Genomic DNA, 15945 nt, shown 5'->3' with positions numbered 1-15945 from the left:
ATCCCGACTTTGTCATCCTCTTCCCGCGCGGAGCCCGCGCCCATGCTGTCCGACATGTCCGAAGCCATGTCTCCGCGGACACCCCGTAACCGGCCATCGTGAGCATTGTGGCTTGGTGGAAGACTTTTGAGCCGTCTCGCGGCCTAGAGAGCCCCCGCCTCCACAGCATCCCGCAGACGCGGAAAGACCGGTGCGAAGCCCAGATCTTCGCGAATGCGGCGACCGTCCATGCGCACATTGAAGATCCTGGCTCGCTCAGCGTCCGAACCATCCGGAGGCAGCTCGTCGACCGCCCTGAACAACGTCGCCAGATCGGGATCTTCGTCGTCGACTACGTTGTAGATACGGTGCTTCGGCGCTTTCGCATGAAGCATGCGAACGACCGCCTGAGCGATGTCGTCATGATGCCCGAGCGACATCCGCATGTCGGCGGGGAACTTACGCATGAACGGCAGGACCTCGTTGATGTGCGGATCACCCGCGCCATAAACGAAGGGAAGACGAAGCACCCGGACATCCAGCCCGTCCATCGACAACAGCATCTTCTCGGCGGCAAGCTTGCTCACCGGGTACGCATCTACCGGCGCACAGCTATCCTCTTCGCCGGTCTGCGCTCCACCCTTGGGGCCGTACACCAGGCCCGTACTCGTGAAAACGAAGCGCCCTACCGAGGCGTTCTTGCTCGCCTCCGCCAGATGCCGCGTTCCCAGGTCGTTCGTCGCATGCGCCTGTTCATCGGTCGCGCCACGAAAAAACGCGGCGCAATGAACCACCGCGTCCACACCCTCCACCGCCTCAGGCAAGGAATCAGGCTCGAGCAGATCGCCCTGGACCAGTTCCACCTGATCGCCCAGCATGTCCCGGGCGCGCTTCTCGTCGCGCACCAACGCCCTCACCTGCTCGCCATGCTCGATCAGGCGCTTCACGAGACGTGAACCCACCTTACCCGTCGCTCCGGTAACCAGGACCTTCATACGACACCGCCTTTCCGAAAGAATGGACGGTCAGCGTACTCGCGGGATTTCCGGAGAATTGGATAAACCGGACAAGGCTTGTTAGCCGTCCGGTTTGTCTTCAGACTGACCCCATGCGCACAGAGATGCACCGTTATCACGACCCGTTGAGCATGCCCTTTCCGGCATCCGCGACTCACCTCGACCTCGTCGCAAGCCCAAGCGCCAATATGTATCTGGTCGCGCGCTACGGCCCGTCAATTCCCGGCGGACTGGACGTTCATGCACTCGGTGCACGTCAGCGCGTTCATCGAAAGCGGATTTACCGCGGTCACCGCGCCGCCTTTGTCCGTGTTCCTTATGAGACTCACCAGGCCGTGTTCGGCGTGCCGGCGAGCGCGCTGGTGGGTCGGACGATTCCGATCGAGGCGATCTGGAGCAGAAGCGCTGCGGAGGATCTGATCGGGAAGCTGTCCGATGCCCGTGATTCCGCCACCGCTGCCTCCGTGCTGGAAGATGTGATCGCCCTGCGTGTCGCGTCGACGCCGATGGATGCCAGGCATGGCTTTGTGCGCCGGGCAGCCGGACTGCTGGAACACGCCAACGTCGGCGATGTCTCAACGCAACTGGGAATCAGCGATCGTCATCTGCGTCGCGTCTTTCAGGAGGTGACGGGCCTCAATCCCAAGACGTTCGCCCGGCTGAAACGGTTCGACCGCGCCGTAAGCAGCGCGCTGAATAACGGCGAATCGAACTGGTCGAGCGTCGCGGTGGATGCGGGCTATTACGACCAGGCCCATCTCATCGCGGACTTTCATGTCATCGCCGGTACCACCCCGCAGAAGTTCCTGGCGGAGGTTCGCGACCAGCGCAGGCTGATCGCGTTCAGGTGAACTGGCCGCGTCCCCGCGACACCCTGTCGGCAAGGATGTCGAGCGCATCGCCTGGCAACCACAGTTCGTCCGTCGCACGGCTCATCGCGAGATAGACGGCGCGCACGCGCTCGTCAGCGCGACGTCGCTCGAGCGCTCCCGACAGCGTGTCGAAGCAACACGGCCACAAGGTCACCTGGCTGAACTCCAGGCTCTTGCAATGCTCCAGCAGGCCCAGGGTCAGCCCTTCCGCTTCCGCGTCCTTCTGGGCGCCGAGCAGCGACTGCATATCCGTGCTGCCGAAATCCCGTTCGAACAGCCGCACGACCCTGCTGTAGCCGATCCTCTCCAGGTGCCCTGCCAGCGCGCTCCAGGACGTGTACTCCCGGTTGCCGTAGTACCGCGTCACATGGTCCCCACGTCGCATGCCGATCGCATCTTCGGTGGCGCGTGCCAGGTCGCTCTCCGTGGCGGGCAACAACCGGAACGGCACGCCCTGGCTCTTCAGCCTTAGTGCGTCCTCCAGAATGGACCACACGCTGCCATAGACGCGAAGCCCTGCGAGTGGCAGCGTGTCGGTCGACTGATAGAAATACCGTCGCGTGTAGTGCTCGCGCGAACCCTCGAGCGACTCGACGACCAGCTCCGTACTGTGCATGTCGAGCACCGACCGGATGAGTCCGACCGCCTGACCACCGGCGCGTACCGACCGGGTCAGCGTCAACGCCTTGCCCGACCCGTAGTTGGCCATGACCCCGCTCAACTTCTGATAGGGATCGCCCATGGTCACGCAACCATCGGGGTAGCGACGAATGAGGGCGAGCAGCGGCGCGGGCAGATCGTGGGCCTCGTCGATGAGCAGCGTGCCCATCGGTGGCAACGAGGCGCCCTCGACGTCGAGCCATTTGAACAGGTGATACGCGCGAACGGTGAACGGACGCTCGGTCTTGCTCCCGAGCGGTTGCAGCATCAGCTCCCACACGCGGCGTGCCATCGCCACGTAGGCCGCGCGCTCGTCCACCGAGAGGCCGTCGTTGAAGCGCACGTGCTCCGGGCCGATCTGAGGCGCATCCGAGTAGCACCACCGGTTGATGATGCGATCGACCGCCGCAAGCACCCTGGCCGGACTATCGCCGGCAATCGACACGATGCCTGCGGCCTGCAACCGTGCTTCGAGCGGCATACTGGCTTCGCGCACCGTCGGCGCGCGCACCCAGCGAATGCTGTTGCCCTGGACGTGCGCGGTGGCCATGTCATTGGCGAGCGTGCGAAGCACCACGCTGGAGACCGCACGAGTCCCTACGCGCTCGTTGAAGGCGTGCTGGTGCGCATGGGTCGGCGCGAGGTGCGTGAAACGACGACCGCTGGTCGCGAGGGCGAACATGAGGTGCGTCTTGCCGGTTCCGGCAAATGCGGTGATCGCGTAATGCTCGCTCGAGGATGCCGCGATGGCCCTTACCGCGCGGACCTGATCCGTCGTTCCACGAAGGTGGAACGTGGGACGGACCACTTCGACGACCTGATCGCCCGCCATCGGTCGTTCGACGTCGCCGTCCTCGTCGTCCGCCCCGAGGTCTTCTTCGAGTCGAACGCTCACCTCCATGAAGGTTTCACGACAGGCCGCCTGAAACCCGTGCGAGAACTCGCCGTCCTCGCCGAGCCACGCCTCGGCCGCCATGACCTCGACATCGGCGAAAGCGACGCCCTGATCGCCAAGCAAGCCTGCGACCTCACCAAATCCCATGTCCGCGAGGACGACACGCTGCGCCAGGAGATCGCGCTCGCCGTCCGCCAGCGGCTGGCCATCGAAGAGTTCGCGCGCCTCGTCCACCAGGCGATAGAGGTCCCCGCGCCCCAGCGGGCGCTGCGTCGCCAGCATCATGGCCAGCAGCGCCGCGCGCTCGATCGATGCCTCCGGGACCGCGCCGTGGGTGATGAAGGCCGAGGCGGCGAATTCGGTCACCGGAAGGTACCAGGCGTCAACGCGAGCGTGCATGCACCTTCCCGGTATCGATGGACGGTATGCCGAGAGTCAAGCTAACCATCGTTGATCTCCTCTAAGCGGCATTTGTAGCGCTCACGAACCGAGTGACAGTGCATGCTCAATCCTTACCCGCGCCTGCGCACTCAGCCGCCTGACGCCGAAGACTCGGCCGATCTCGACCACTGGATCCGCGCCGCTCACGGAGCGCGCTGAGGCAACGAGCTCGTGCATCGACACCTCCTCGATTGACCGAACGTCCCCTGGCCCAGACGGCTCACGATAAGTGGTCCACATATTTACCGCATCGGCATCAACCCAGACGAAAGCGCCCTCGAGCGGATCAGGCTCCACGTGATGGTAACGGTCGACGAGTTCGAGCACGCGCTCCCTGATCAGTCGCCCTGCCCGCGAGAATCCATGAGCCCTTGCGACGCGCTGCACCAGCAGCGTATCCGACATGGGCGATTCTTGCTCAAGCACCCGGCGAATAATGATCCGCAACGCCTCGTCATATTCAGGGAGATAGAAACGTGCCGGATCGACCGAACCGGCGAGGTCACCGAGATCCGCCACAACGTACTTCGCACGGCGTGCATCCACCGTGTCTACGCGACGAGCGATAATGACATCCTGCGAGACGGTTGTTGTCTCAACGCGGCCTGAGGACTTCTCGGCTTGGACAACCTCCTCAGGCTCGGCGACGACGACCTCAGGAACGTCCTTGGGCAGCAGACGTTCCGATGTCGTCGGGTCGGTGGCCTTCACGGCAGGCGCCTTCGCCGGAGAGGTTGCGCGAGATCGCTCGAGTAAATCGACAATAGCAAGGTGCAGACGGCCCAGTGCGCCTTCCTTGTCCACCCACCATTCTGTCGACCATACCCTGAGCAGTTTCCACCCGAGCCCCTGCAGGATGGCGCTGCGAACTTTGTCACGGTCACGAGCTGTAGCAGCGCTGTGATACGTCGCACCATCGCATTCGACGCCAACCAGATAGTCACCGGGCCGGTCCGGATGCACGATACCCAGATCGATACGAAATCGTGATACGCCAATCTGAGGCACTACGTCCCACCCCTTAGCCCGAAGGCCGTCGGCGACATAACGTTCAAAAGGCGAGTCATAGCTACCCACCGACCCCCGCACGGCTTCCGCCAGCGCCCGGGGCCCGCGCTGCGCAAATTCAATGAAGTGCCTCAAATCGGCCACCGCTCTGGCGGATGTTCGATTGAGGTCGATCATCGATGGATCGAACGACGTGAAGGCCAGCATTTCGCGCCGGGCACGCGTCACAGCGACATTCAGACGGCGCCATCCACCTTCCTTGTTAAGCGGCCCAAAGTTCATCGACATCGTGTTCGCGTCGGAGGCCGTCGGCCCATAGCCGATGCCGAGCATGATGACGTCGCGCTCATCACCTTGCACCGTTTCAAGGTTCTTCACGATGACGGGCTCGGCCAGCTCTGGCTGGAAATACGGCTCGATGTCCGGATGAACCTGACGAGCGGCATCAAGCAAGTCGTTGACGAGCTTCTGCTGATCCGAGTTGAGCGTAATGATGCCAATCGACTGGCCGGACGCAATGAAAGCCGGATCGGTCAGACGCCTGACCGTCTCGGCCACGATCGCCTCCGCCTCGCGTTGATTGTTGCGCCCTTTGCCCTTCGCATACACGCCTCCCACGCGCCGCCACTCGACAGCGCTGGGGCGCGTCTCCGCCGCCGGGAACGTAATCAATTCATCGTCGTAATAACGGTGATTGGAGAAGGCGATCAGGCTTTCGTGCCGGCTCCGGTAATGCCAGGTGAGGCGATGACTCGGTACGCCCGCACCAAGGCACTCATCGAGAATGCTCTCGAGATCCTCCGCCGTATCGTCGTCGTCCGCACTGGCGGCGCGATTGAAGAAGCTGGTCGGCGGCATCTGACGTGGATCGCCAGCAATCACCACCTGCTTGCCGCGCGCAATGGATCCGATCGCATCCCACGGTGCGATCTGGGATGCCTCATCGAAGATCACAAGATCAAAGAGTGCCTGATCGGCAGGGAGATATTGCGCGATCGAAAGCGGACTCATCAGCATGCAGGGCGCCAGCCTTGCCATGGCGTCACCCATCTCCGCAGCGAGTTGACGGACGGGCTTATGCCTGCGCGACTTCTGTAATTCGTGCTTCAGGATCCCGTATCCGCCATTCTTGGGAACATCGTTCTTGGCAGGGATTACGCCACTGAGCTTAGCTCGGATATACCGGACCGTAAGTTTGGCGACTTTCTCATCAAGACGTCGGAAGTTCTCGATGTCATTCGCATGTTCGGAGGCCACAAATCCGCGCAGGAGCGGCTCGGCGTCAATGGCAGCACTGGCGAACCACCTTGCGTAGGCCGCCTCGAACATGTCCGTTGCCGTGTCCGATGGGGGCGCTCCAAGCTCGACGACCTCGATGATCGTCCGCAGTCCGAGCGTATGCGCTTCGTCGCGTACCCGACACCAATCGCACCATGCCTTGATCTGGCGCTCCTGTGAAAGGATCGCCTGACAGGACCCGTAGAGGTGATCGAGATCGGCATCGGGGTTCAAGACCGACCCGGTGAGTTCGGCGAACTTCGCCAGCGCGCCCTTGAATGCGTCGTACGTCGTTTTGAGGTGCGTAGCCGCACCCACAACGGTCCCGCCCGCGCCCAACATCTCGTTACCGTCGACAATGAGGGAGCCAGCGGCCTTCCGAAGTTCGATCAGATGCTCCGGCGACTTCGCTAGCGCGACTAGCGAGGCACGGATATTCGCTCCGAGCTCCAACGCCGATGCGACCCTGGCAACGTCTGTCGACAACCCGTTCCAGCCGGGCACGCCAATCAGTTCGCCACCCGCGAGGTCAATCTTGCCCAGCAACTGGTGCATCTCAGCCAGCCTCGGCAGGTCAGCTTGTACATCAGGCACGCTTCCCGTCGCACCGGCCAGGGCAAGTGCCTTGCTGACCCGCTTCTTCGCCAGCGTCGCTAGGAACCAGAATTTCTCACCTGCTGCCACCCACTCCGCGTTGAACCGTGCCAGTTCGATTCGACGGACGGCCTCCGGGGCATACGCTACCGACAAAGTTTTCTCGACGTCCCGGTAAGACTGAATCTGTTCGAGCACCGTCCCAACTGCGGCCTGAACCGCACTGAACGTTGGCGCGAAGACGAAGCGCAGGTCCACGTCATAGGCGGCGGCCAGTAACCGTGTGAAGGCGATGAGCAGACCGACGCCCGCGTGATCCGTCTCGTTGAGAGGCAGTCGGGTTGCCTCAATTGTGCGGTGTACGTCCGACCGGCAGGCGTCGATGGCGGCGGCCAGTGTACGAGCACTACCGACCAGGGCTTCCTGCCATCCGTTCGACCATTCGCCTGTACGAACCACATTGAGTCCGCTCGCTTGCGACAGCACCTGCCGATTGAGATCGACACGTTCGGCGACTGAACGCAGCTGGGCAATCTCCTCGGCGCTGTGCCGCGTCGTAGCGGGCCAGGCCAGACGGGGGGTCGCCGGAGTGACGTCGCGCACCGCACGGCCGATAGCCGTATGAATCGTCAGACCGTTCGGCCAGCGACGATGAAGCACGCCCACCAAACCATTGAGGCGGTCACGAATCATCTTGACCTTTGCCGCCTCTTCGCGCCATTCGTCGGCGGAGAGCAGATCGCGCGTATCCCAGGCACGCTCCAGCTGCTTCAGGACTTCGGCCTTGGACGCCTTGCTCGAGTGCAGTTCCAGACAGAATTCGCCCAGCCCTCGCTCATCGAGTCGACGCTTCACGACGTCCAGAGCGGCCATTTTCTCTGCTACGAACAGTACCCGCCGGCCCAAGGCCAAGTTATGCGCGATCATGTTGGCGATCGTCTGCGACTTGCCCGTTCCTGGAGGCCCGTCGAGAACAAAGCTATGCCCCGCGGCGGAAGCCACAACCGCGGCCAACTGCGATGAGTCCGCTGGCAAAGGGATGAACAGGTTGGCCGGATCGGTGACCTGATCCAGGGTTTCCGGCCGCGGAAACTCCCCCGTGTTTGAGAACACACCGGCTTCAGTTCGATCTCCCAGAAGGTGCTTCACCATCGGGCTTTCGAGCAATTGCTCCGAACGGTCGGACAAGTCCTTCCACATGAGGTATTTGGAGAATGAGAACGTCCCCAGAACCAGATCGGGTACCACTTCAAATTCAGGAACGTCCCGAACCGCGTGACGTACCCGATTCCAGATACCGTTGACATCGATGCCGCTTTCGTCCGTGGGAAGGTCGCCACCGAGGCCGGGAATCACCAATTCGAAATCGTGACGAAGCAACTCCAGCAACGTGAGGTTGAACCGCGGTTCCTCATCGATCATGGTCATGACGACACCGGAGAGCGCGCTCTTTCGTTCGAGCTTGACCGGCACGAGAATGAGCGGCGCGGAGTACGTCTTCGGATCTTCCGCAGCTTTCTTCCACTTAAGGAAGCCAAGTGCGAGGTACAGCGTGTTCGCACCGCCTTCGTCCAGATCGCTGCGCGCCTTGCGATACATGTCGACCAGCGAAGCCTCCAGCTTCGACTTCTCCAGGGTTGCCAGGACTTCTGATCGCTCCAGCGCGCTGCGCGCGTACTCGTCACGAAGGTTCTCGCGATTTTGCTGCTCGTAAAGAGCGGGATCGCGGCCACTGGCCGTCAGATCCGGCATGGAAACGATGCGAATACGCTTGCCTTCGGCCAGCCGATCCTCGAGCAGTGCAGGGTCCGGGCAGATGAGGCGGATGGCCTTTGCGCTTTCCGGCACATGAAGCAGACGGTTGCGTGTTGTCAGATCCAGCAGCTTCCGCTGCCACAGTTCCAGCTTTCCGGCGGGGGTATCCGGCTCGGCGGGAACTTCGACATCGAACGCGGGCAGCTGCGGTGCGTTCTCAAGCGCATCGAAGCTGGCGGACTCGGCAGGTGTCGCGGCCTCGGTATCCGGTTGTGAGCCCGACCCCAGCGCGAGCGGCCTGATTCGCTGCATGCGTGCGCGACGCACATCGACGGCCATCACAAAATCATCGTCATTGAGCTGACGGGTAGCCTGCTCCACCGCGACGCTGAAGCCTGGCGCGTGAGCATTCGTGGAAAGGGTGGTTTCGAAGGCCACCAGCTCCTTCAACTCGATGCGCTTGCGGACGGATGACGCCTCGTCCGTGATCAGACTGGAAAACTCTTGCGGCTGCAGCCACGCGCCGACGAAAGCGTGCCCCCTGGTCAGGATAACCAGCGGATTCATTCCAGCCTGCTCAATCGCAGCGGCGAACAGCAACGCCGTGTCCAGGCAAGTCGCGACACCGCCGGAAAGCGCGATGGTCGGGGTGCGAATTTTCTGGCCCTGACTTTCGAAGCTCGCCGGAGGGAGCGCGTAGCTGAGCTTGAGCCCACAGACGGCCGACCAGATAGCCGACACCAGTTCCCAACTGCGTGTGCGGGAACGCGCCTCGTACCCATCAATCGCGTCCTTCTTGCCGGCTCGGCGCAGGACGTCGGATGCCCCCTTCAATATACGGTCCACCGCCTGGTCGTTCGGCATGACGAAGGCGGCAAGCAGGTCGGGCATGGAGGCAGCCCCACCCCATTGGTTCTTCGGCAGAAGCTCAACGGGAAAGTTCGCGCGCGCAAGCAGCGCCTCGCCGTGGATCAGGCGTATCGAGAGCTCACTGGTGATGCTCTCGGCGATGTCGTGCAGGAACGCGGCCACCAGCCGGATATCCCGATCAGCGATGCGCAGCGTGTCACCCGCGCCCAGATGGTCGAGTCGCCAGGATTTCGGCTCCACGAACGGCAGATCAGTCGTAAGTTCCAGGGTGAGATTGTCGAAGACCTCCGTGCCTGTATGGATGACCGAGAGGTCCCGAAGGAGCGGCACGGCGTTCTGGTGAGCGGCAAAGCCCGTCTTCGATGCGACGACGGCTTCTATCCTGATGTCCATTAGGGGGAACACTCCTCGCGTACCGTTAATCTGGCCATTTTAGGCGATACATTGAACGCGCGCGCAGGTACCGTCCGGTCGTCAAGGCCGTTGGGGGACAAGCGTTTTACGATTTTTCAAAAAGGTTGCCTGGCCGCAGGTCCGGGCTCACGTACGATTCATGTACTGCGAAGTATATTTATTCCCAAGGTTGCCGAGAGGCACCGGTCCCAGCATATCCGGGCAGTTCCCCTGCTGCCTTTTGCAATGACGGATGTTTCCCAAACCCGCGGTCCCCTCCGCGGGTTTTTATTTGCCATAGATTTCGTCTAAGAGGTTTGATAACACCTCTTATTAAGGGGCTGATTGAAACCTCTTAGCAGCCAACCTATCATAAGTACATGAAATCACTGGCGGAATTGCTTGCCAATAAGCGGCCTCCCGCGCCCTCCCCGGAAGACTTCCCACGCGAGGTCGGAATCCGGATTCGGCGGCAGCGGATGGCGTTCGCGTGGCGACAGGCCGATCTCGCCAGGCGCGCTGGCGTTTCCGAAAGCACGATCAAAGCTGCGGAGAAAGGGTCCCCCGTTTCTTCGGAGAATCTCCTGCGGCTGTTACTCGCACTGGGACATGGCTCCGACGTCATTAAGATGCTCGACGCGCCTCACTACCCTGATCTCGACGCGCAAGCTCGTTTCTTCGAGATGAAGCCAACCGCCTCGCCTGCCCTGGCGAAAAAGCGTGTCCGCCCCAAAGCGTAGGAACGCGATGCCTGTCGATAGCGACGATCAACGGACATCTCGCTGACGTTTCCACCGCGTTGCTTCAGGCCGGTAGTTCACCTCAGGGTGCACGTCCGAATGGCGCGACCGGTGCGGGTCGCGGAATCAGTTTGTTCTGTGCGAGCCGAACCACGGTTCCCACCATCAGGACAGCCATGACCGCGTTGGTGATGACGAACAACACCGGCGCCATGTCGGCGACAGCGCCCGTGAGTCCACGCGCAGTCATCTGAAGCGCATCGCCGGAGAGTGCGGTGACGCCGAAGCTGAAGGCCCAGTAAGCCGGTGCGAAAGCCTGCTTCAAAATCCACGGTAGCAGCCGGATCAATAGAAGCGCCTGCAACAGACCGTATCCCCAGATCGCCTGCAGTACGAGATCGGGAGGACCCTTCGTGTTGGCAAGCCAAGCGGCCACGGCGACGACGGGAGGCGCGAGCTGAATGCCGAGCGTGGGGCGCAGAGGCACGGCAAGTGCGCTCGCATGGAAGAGTCGGAAAATGATGATGGATTCCAGCGCGAACCAGCTCAACAGGCCCCCGCCGGCGAACAGGATCCCCCACGAAGAAAACCCGAGGACACCGCATCCTATAGCGATGATGAAGTTTCCGGCCACAGACGGCAGATAGATAATGGGTGTCGTCGTGACGACGTCGCGTTCGCCCTGCAGCATGGCCCCGAATCGCCAGAGCCAGAACGTCACCTGCCCCACCCCGCCGACAACCAGCGCGCCGACGGCAGCGTGGTACGCGTACGGGTGAATCACCAGCGCCATCAGCACGGTCGACGAAGGCGCGAGGCCGATAAAACAGCATTGCACCGGATGCCGCGCTTCCTCTGCAGCCGCCGCACGGTCGAAGCACCACTTGTACGCGTAAGCCACGATGAGCGTTCCCCACACGACGAGCGCAAGGAACATCACCGCTTCACCCACGATCGCCGGCAGTCCCCAGAGAGACGCGGCAACCCGCCAGTTCCCTCCTAGCCCTACGAGGCCGAGGACGATACCGAAGAACGATGCCGGAATAGTTGCACGGGATGACATGAACAGGGTCCTTTTTGCTCAGCATCCGGGTCGCCTGCCGTGACGTCTAGGAAGAACGCTCCCAAATTGAACGTAATGACAGTCCGCTCCGATGGGTTCGCCGCGAAAGGCGATCAGTCCGCTTGCCCCCAGCACATCCGTACGTGTGCCTGCGCCATGCAATGGATGCCCATGCGCATCAATGCGCCGATCGCTTCCATCCCCAGCGCGACGCGCTGGCAATCCATCGCGTCCGACTCGTGGATCAGGTCGGCTAGCAAGCCATTCAGCCCGCGCGCATATTGCAGCCACTCCGTTGCTTCGTTCATGAGGTCATGCGGCGTGGCTCCGGGGTCCGCGTGGTAACTGAGGCCATCGTCCATCGACTGGCGCTGGGACGTATTCATGAAACTCTCCTTGGTAGCAACCCACCCCGCGCATCCAGGTGCGGCACGCCGGGCGTAAGCAAGGCGTGCCGCGGATCAAACGGATTCGCGGGTTCATCGGCTGCCTGTGACCAGGCGCCGGGGCGGCGTGATTGACGAAGTGTGTGGCGGCGTCAGCGCGTTTTGCCGATCCGGCCGCGTACGCGCCGGATGGTACGGCTGAGAACAAACTCAGTTAAACGGCCGCTGCCGCGGTTCTTCAACCGTGTCTGCGAGGTCGGCAGACGTCCCGGTGACCGGTGGGGTTGTCGCCGGGGGGATCCGGCGGGCGAGCGAGTACCGTATGATCGGGGGTAGCCATTTCAACTGTCTCTTAGTTGGATTGGTCAGCGGGTCGAGGGTGTCTCACCACCCTTGGCCCGCGCTTCTCACCGCTTTGAGCGATGGTTGCCTGCGAGGCTTCGAGAGCATCGACGCAGGCAACGGGACAAACCGTAGCAAATCAACTTGCAGTTGTCTGTAGGGGTAGCTGATCTGTGCCTTTCGCCACTTGGGGTGAAGTGCCGTAACACACGCATCCAAGCGCACCCGCCGCCGTTGTCGAATAAGGGCATCACGACAATCCCTCGAAGAGCATCGCACCATGAGTCAACATCGAACCGCATTGGTAACGGGCGCGTCATCCGGTATCGGATTGACCTATGCCGACCGACTCGCCAGGCGCGGCTTCGATCTCGTGCTGGTCGCACGCCGCACGGACCGCCTCGAGCAACTTGCCGCTGAGCTCACCCGTGACCATGGGATCAAAGTCACCACCCTCACGGCAGACCTCTCCACGGAGACAGGGTGCCGCAGTGTCGAGCAAGTCATCGCCGATGACGCGAGCGTCGATTTTCTCGTCAACAACGCAGGCATGGGCAAACTTGGCGCCCTCTCCGACACGAAGGTGGACGACCTGGCCACCCTGATCAACGTCAACGTTCTCGCCCTTTCGCGCCTGTCCCTCGCCGCCATGCAGGCATTCACGAAACGGGGGAGCGGTACCGTCGTGAACATGTGCTCGATCAGTGCGTTTCGCGCCGTCGCCGGTGGAGCGGCTTACAGCGGTTCGAAGGCGTTTGTGCTGAACTTCACCCGCTCGCTGAATCTGGAAACCCGAGGAACGAACGTACGGTTTCAATGCGTACTGCCTGGTCCGGTAAAAACGGAGTTCTTTGCCGCAGCGGGTGTCGACGACTCCCTGTTTCCGGCGGGTTCGTTTATTACCTCGGAACAGCTCGTCGACGCCGCGCTACGCGGACTCGATCTTGGGGAAGAGGTCACCATTCCCACGCTTGAGGATGCGTCGTCTTTCCAGACCCTCGCCGAGGCTTTCACCCAGTTGCGGGAGGATGCGGGACGGGAAGGCATCATTGCGACGCGCTACCGAACCTGACGGGACATTTACCAAGCGTCAGCACCGCGATGTCACGGTTGCATGGCTGGACGCTACATGTGTAGCATGCCTTTCCCGCCCGTGTGAACGCCCATGCAACTTTCCGATAGCGAACTGGAAGTCCTCAAAGCCTTGTGGGAAAAGAATCCCTTGAGCGCCCGAGAGCTTCACGACGAACTCGCCGCCCGTACCGGGTGGGCCGTGTCGACGACGCGCACCGTGCTCGAGCGTATGCGCGCAAAGGAGCTGGTCACACGAAGCGAGGCGCACGGTCTTGCCGTCTTCACCCCGGCGACGACCAAGGTCGAAGTACTGGGAAATTCGCTGTCGCATCTCTTCCGTCACGTGCTTGAAGTTCCCGGCAGTCTGCCTGTCTCGGCGTTGACGGGTAGTGCCATCCTCAACGCGGACGAACTCGCCGAGCTCGACCGCATGCTCAACGGGCGCAAGCGCAAGTCGTGAATCCGATTACGACGGTGATCGCCTTCTCGGCATCGCTGCTGGCGGGAGCCGGCATGCTCGTGGCGTTGAGGTGCGTCCAGGATGGCTTGCAAGCGGCAACGCGTTACCGCCTGACGACCGTAGCCTTCTGGCTGACGGCGGTGCTGCCTGCGGCGCTGCTCATCGTGAGCGGCTTTCCAGGAACCATGGCGGAGCAGTTGAGTACGCAGGCGATGAGTTACCTCACCGCGCTCCTGCCGGACGCACTGCCGGCACAGACCTGGTTGCTGTGGGTTGCCAACGGCCTGCTGATCGCGTCGTCACTGTGGGGAATGCGCGCCATCGCGCATCTCGTCCGTGCCCTGCGTAGGACACGGACGCTCAGGCGGGCAGCCGTACCGTCGATGCAGGACGATATTCCGGTGTTGGTGGCGGAAGTGCCTTCTCCACTCCTGATCGGTTACCGCGATCCCGCCGTGATCGTTCCCGCATCGGTGCTCGCATACCCACCGGCGGTGATCGCGGCGCTCGTTCGCCACGAGCGCGCCCATGCGGACAGGCGCGACAACTGGCATCTCCTGCTCGAATCGTGGGCCATGGCGCTGATGCCCTGGTGCCTACCACTGCGTTCTCTGCATCAAGCTTTGCTGGCCGCGCGGGAAGAGTTATGCGACGAGGCCGCTCTGCTCGGTACCGACGACGCGACGCGACGCGGATACGGCCAGGCGCTGATCGATGCTCTGCGGCAGTCGAAGATCCCGACCGCAATGGGATCGACCATCGCCGGCCCGCTGCCCGCCTTGCGCAGAAGGATGACCGCCATCCTCGATCCCGGGCAGTCGTACCGCGCGCATGACTTTCGTCACTGGATTGCCGCCCTGCTCGCTGTCGCCCTGGGATGGGCAACGGCAGTCTCGGCGTGGCGCGTCCATGCCGGTATCGAAACGGTGGCTGGCCTTCACGGCATGACCTTGCGATTCCTTCCCGTGAGCAGCAGCGCTACGAATCGGTTCCACGTCACGACGCTGGGGGCGCCAGTGACGCCTGATTTCCAGCCTTTTCATCCGGGCGACTACCGCGTCTCGTTCACGCGCGCGCAGGATGGGAGCTGGGTCGTGGCGACGTCGCAGCCATAAAACGACGCTTCAAGGCTACCGTTGTAACTTGCACGCTACATGTGTAGCGTAAGAGCTCCCGAAGCAGCTCCCTGGAAGCCGTCGTGGCAAAATTTCTTTGTGTCTTCGCTCTTTGCTGTCTGAGCAGCCTCTCCATGGCCGACACCCGGTCCGATCTCGCAAAGGACTTGCTGCCTAAGCCCTTCCTCAATCAGCTTGGTATCCCGGGCGATTACCGGACTTCTTTCGAAGACGAGGCGGGGAACCCGATCTCGTACGAACGCTTTCAGGCCGCCATGGCCAAGCGGCCGTTCGATCTTGAGAAGGACGCTACCGGTCACCGGGTGACGTTCAAGCTCGAGAATGACGCAAAGATCGCCAGGCAGGCCGCGGCAAAGACGAAGCCGAAAGCGCTCGCCATTCAGGACCACCCCTTCCCGACCTTCCACGCGACGACGCTGGACGGCGCGCCGGTTTCCACCGCGGCGCTGCGCGGAAAGCCCTTCCTGGCCAGCTTCTTTTTTGCGCAATGCGGTCCATGTATCGCTGAAACCCCCGTGCTTTCCGCTTTTCACCAGGCACATCCGGACATGGCGGTCGTGGCATTTACGTTCGACGATCCGGCTACGGCACGAGACTTCGCGATCACCCGCAAGCTCAACTGGGCCGTCGTGGCGGATCAGGCCGAACTGGCCGACCGCGCAGGCGTGAAGGTCTACCCGACACTCATGCTGGTCGATGAGACAGGGGTGGTACGCAAAGCGGTGCACACGGACGATATCGCGCCTGCTGGAGAGCCACTGGACCTGCCCTCGCTGAGTACGTGGGCTTTGGGTACGCACTGAGACCGGACTGGAGTACGTCGACTCCGCTCCGGCGATCAACCGCCTGCAAGTCGGAAACATACGCAACGGCGTCCGTTACGTCCGTGACAGCTGCAGTTCGATCAGAACGCAGGGATCGGTCGGTTGCCTGAGACAGGGCCTCCGGTTTGAATTCCTTCCTTTCGATGGAACTGGGAGAGA

The 15945-nt window shown here is 62.2% G+C and carries 11 protein-coding genes; 6 read left to right on the top strand and 5 right to left on the bottom strand.

The annotated features are described in order from the left end of the window. Nucleotides 1–143: 143 nt before the first annotated feature. Nucleotides 144–974, bottom strand: coding sequence for an NAD(P)-dependent oxidoreductase (locus tag J2X57_RS00575; RefSeq protein WP_309862541.1), 831 nt, complete (start codon nucleotides 972–974; stop codon nucleotides 144–146). A gap of 152 nt (nucleotides 975–1126) precedes the next feature. Between J2X57_RS00575 and J2X57_RS00570 the strand changes: the two genes are divergently transcribed. Further along, on the top strand, nucleotides 1127–1846 hold the full coding sequence (locus J2X57_RS00570) for an AraC family transcriptional regulator (protein WP_309862538.1): 720 nt from the start codon (nucleotides 1127–1129) through the stop codon (nucleotides 1844–1846). Here the strand turns inward: J2X57_RS00570 and J2X57_RS00565 are convergent. Further along, nucleotides 1839–3821 carry an AAA family ATPase gene (locus tag J2X57_RS00565; protein WP_309862536.1) on the bottom strand — a complete coding sequence of 661 codons (1983 nt, stop codon included), beginning with the start codon at nucleotides 3819–3821 and terminating at the stop codon, nucleotides 1839–1841. The two genes, J2X57_RS00570 and J2X57_RS00565, sit on opposite strands and share 8 nt — an antisense overlap. A gap of 81 nt (nucleotides 3822–3902) precedes the next feature. After that, the gene (locus tag J2X57_RS00560; protein WP_309862534.1) at nucleotides 3903–9761 is read right to left on the bottom strand and encodes a DUF3320 domain-containing protein; all 5859 of its coding nucleotides are present in this window, start codon (nucleotides 9759–9761) and stop codon (nucleotides 3903–3905) included. Nucleotides 9762–10141: 380 nt separating this feature from the next. Between J2X57_RS00560 and J2X57_RS00555 the strand changes: the two genes are divergently transcribed. Continuing rightward, entirely contained in the window at nucleotides 10142–10501 is a 360-nt protein-coding gene (locus tag J2X57_RS00555) for a helix-turn-helix domain-containing protein (RefSeq protein ID WP_081907451.1), read from the top strand. Between the two features lie 82 nt (nucleotides 10502–10583). Here the strand turns inward: J2X57_RS00555 and tehA are convergent, their stop codons facing one another. Further along, nucleotides 10584–11564, bottom strand: a complete 981-nt coding sequence (tehA, locus tag J2X57_RS00550; RefSeq protein ID WP_309862529.1) for a dicarboxylate transporter/tellurite-resistance protein TehA — start codon at nucleotides 11562–11564, stop codon at nucleotides 10584–10586. A 113-nt stretch (nucleotides 11565–11677) separates the two neighbouring features. Beyond that, nucleotides 11678–11950 carry a hypothetical protein gene (locus J2X57_RS00545; RefSeq protein WP_036112750.1) on the bottom strand — a complete coding sequence of 91 codons (273 nt, stop codon included), beginning with the start codon at nucleotides 11948–11950 and terminating at the stop codon, nucleotides 11678–11680. A 622-nt stretch (nucleotides 11951–12572) separates the two neighbouring features. On the opposite strand from J2X57_RS00545, the gene J2X57_RS00540 reads away from it, so the two are divergent. From J2X57_RS00540 to J2X57_RS00525, 4 genes are all read left to right on the top strand, one after another. After that, complete coding sequence (locus J2X57_RS00540) at nucleotides 12573–13364, top strand: SDR family oxidoreductase (RefSeq protein ID WP_043694345.1); 792 nt, start codon at nucleotides 12573–12575, stop codon at nucleotides 13362–13364. Between the two features lie 93 nt (nucleotides 13365–13457). Then, nucleotides 13458–13826, top strand: coding sequence for a BlaI/MecI/CopY family transcriptional regulator (locus tag J2X57_RS00535; protein WP_043694347.1), 369 nt, complete (start codon nucleotides 13458–13460; stop codon nucleotides 13824–13826). Beyond that, complete coding sequence (locus J2X57_RS00530; RefSeq protein ID WP_309862524.1) at nucleotides 13823–14941, top strand: M56 family metallopeptidase; 1119 nt, start codon at nucleotides 13823–13825, stop codon at nucleotides 14939–14941. Before J2X57_RS00535 ends, J2X57_RS00530 begins: the two co-directional genes overlap by 4 nt. A gap of 134 nt (nucleotides 14942–15075) precedes the next feature. After that, the gene (locus J2X57_RS00525; RefSeq protein WP_309862521.1) at nucleotides 15076–15765 is read left to right on the top strand and encodes a TlpA disulfide reductase family protein; all 690 of its coding nucleotides are present in this window, start codon (nucleotides 15076–15078) and stop codon (nucleotides 15763–15765) included. The last annotated feature ends 180 nt before the right edge of the window (nucleotides 15766–15945 follow it).

Source organism: Luteibacter sp. 1214 (assembly GCF_031455395.1).
GTDB classification, from domain to species: Bacteria; Pseudomonadota; Gammaproteobacteria; order Xanthomonadales; family Rhodanobacteraceae; genus Luteibacter; species Luteibacter mycovicinus.
Note: the sequence above shows the minus strand (reverse complement) of the source record. Positions and strands in the feature narration are given on the sequence as shown.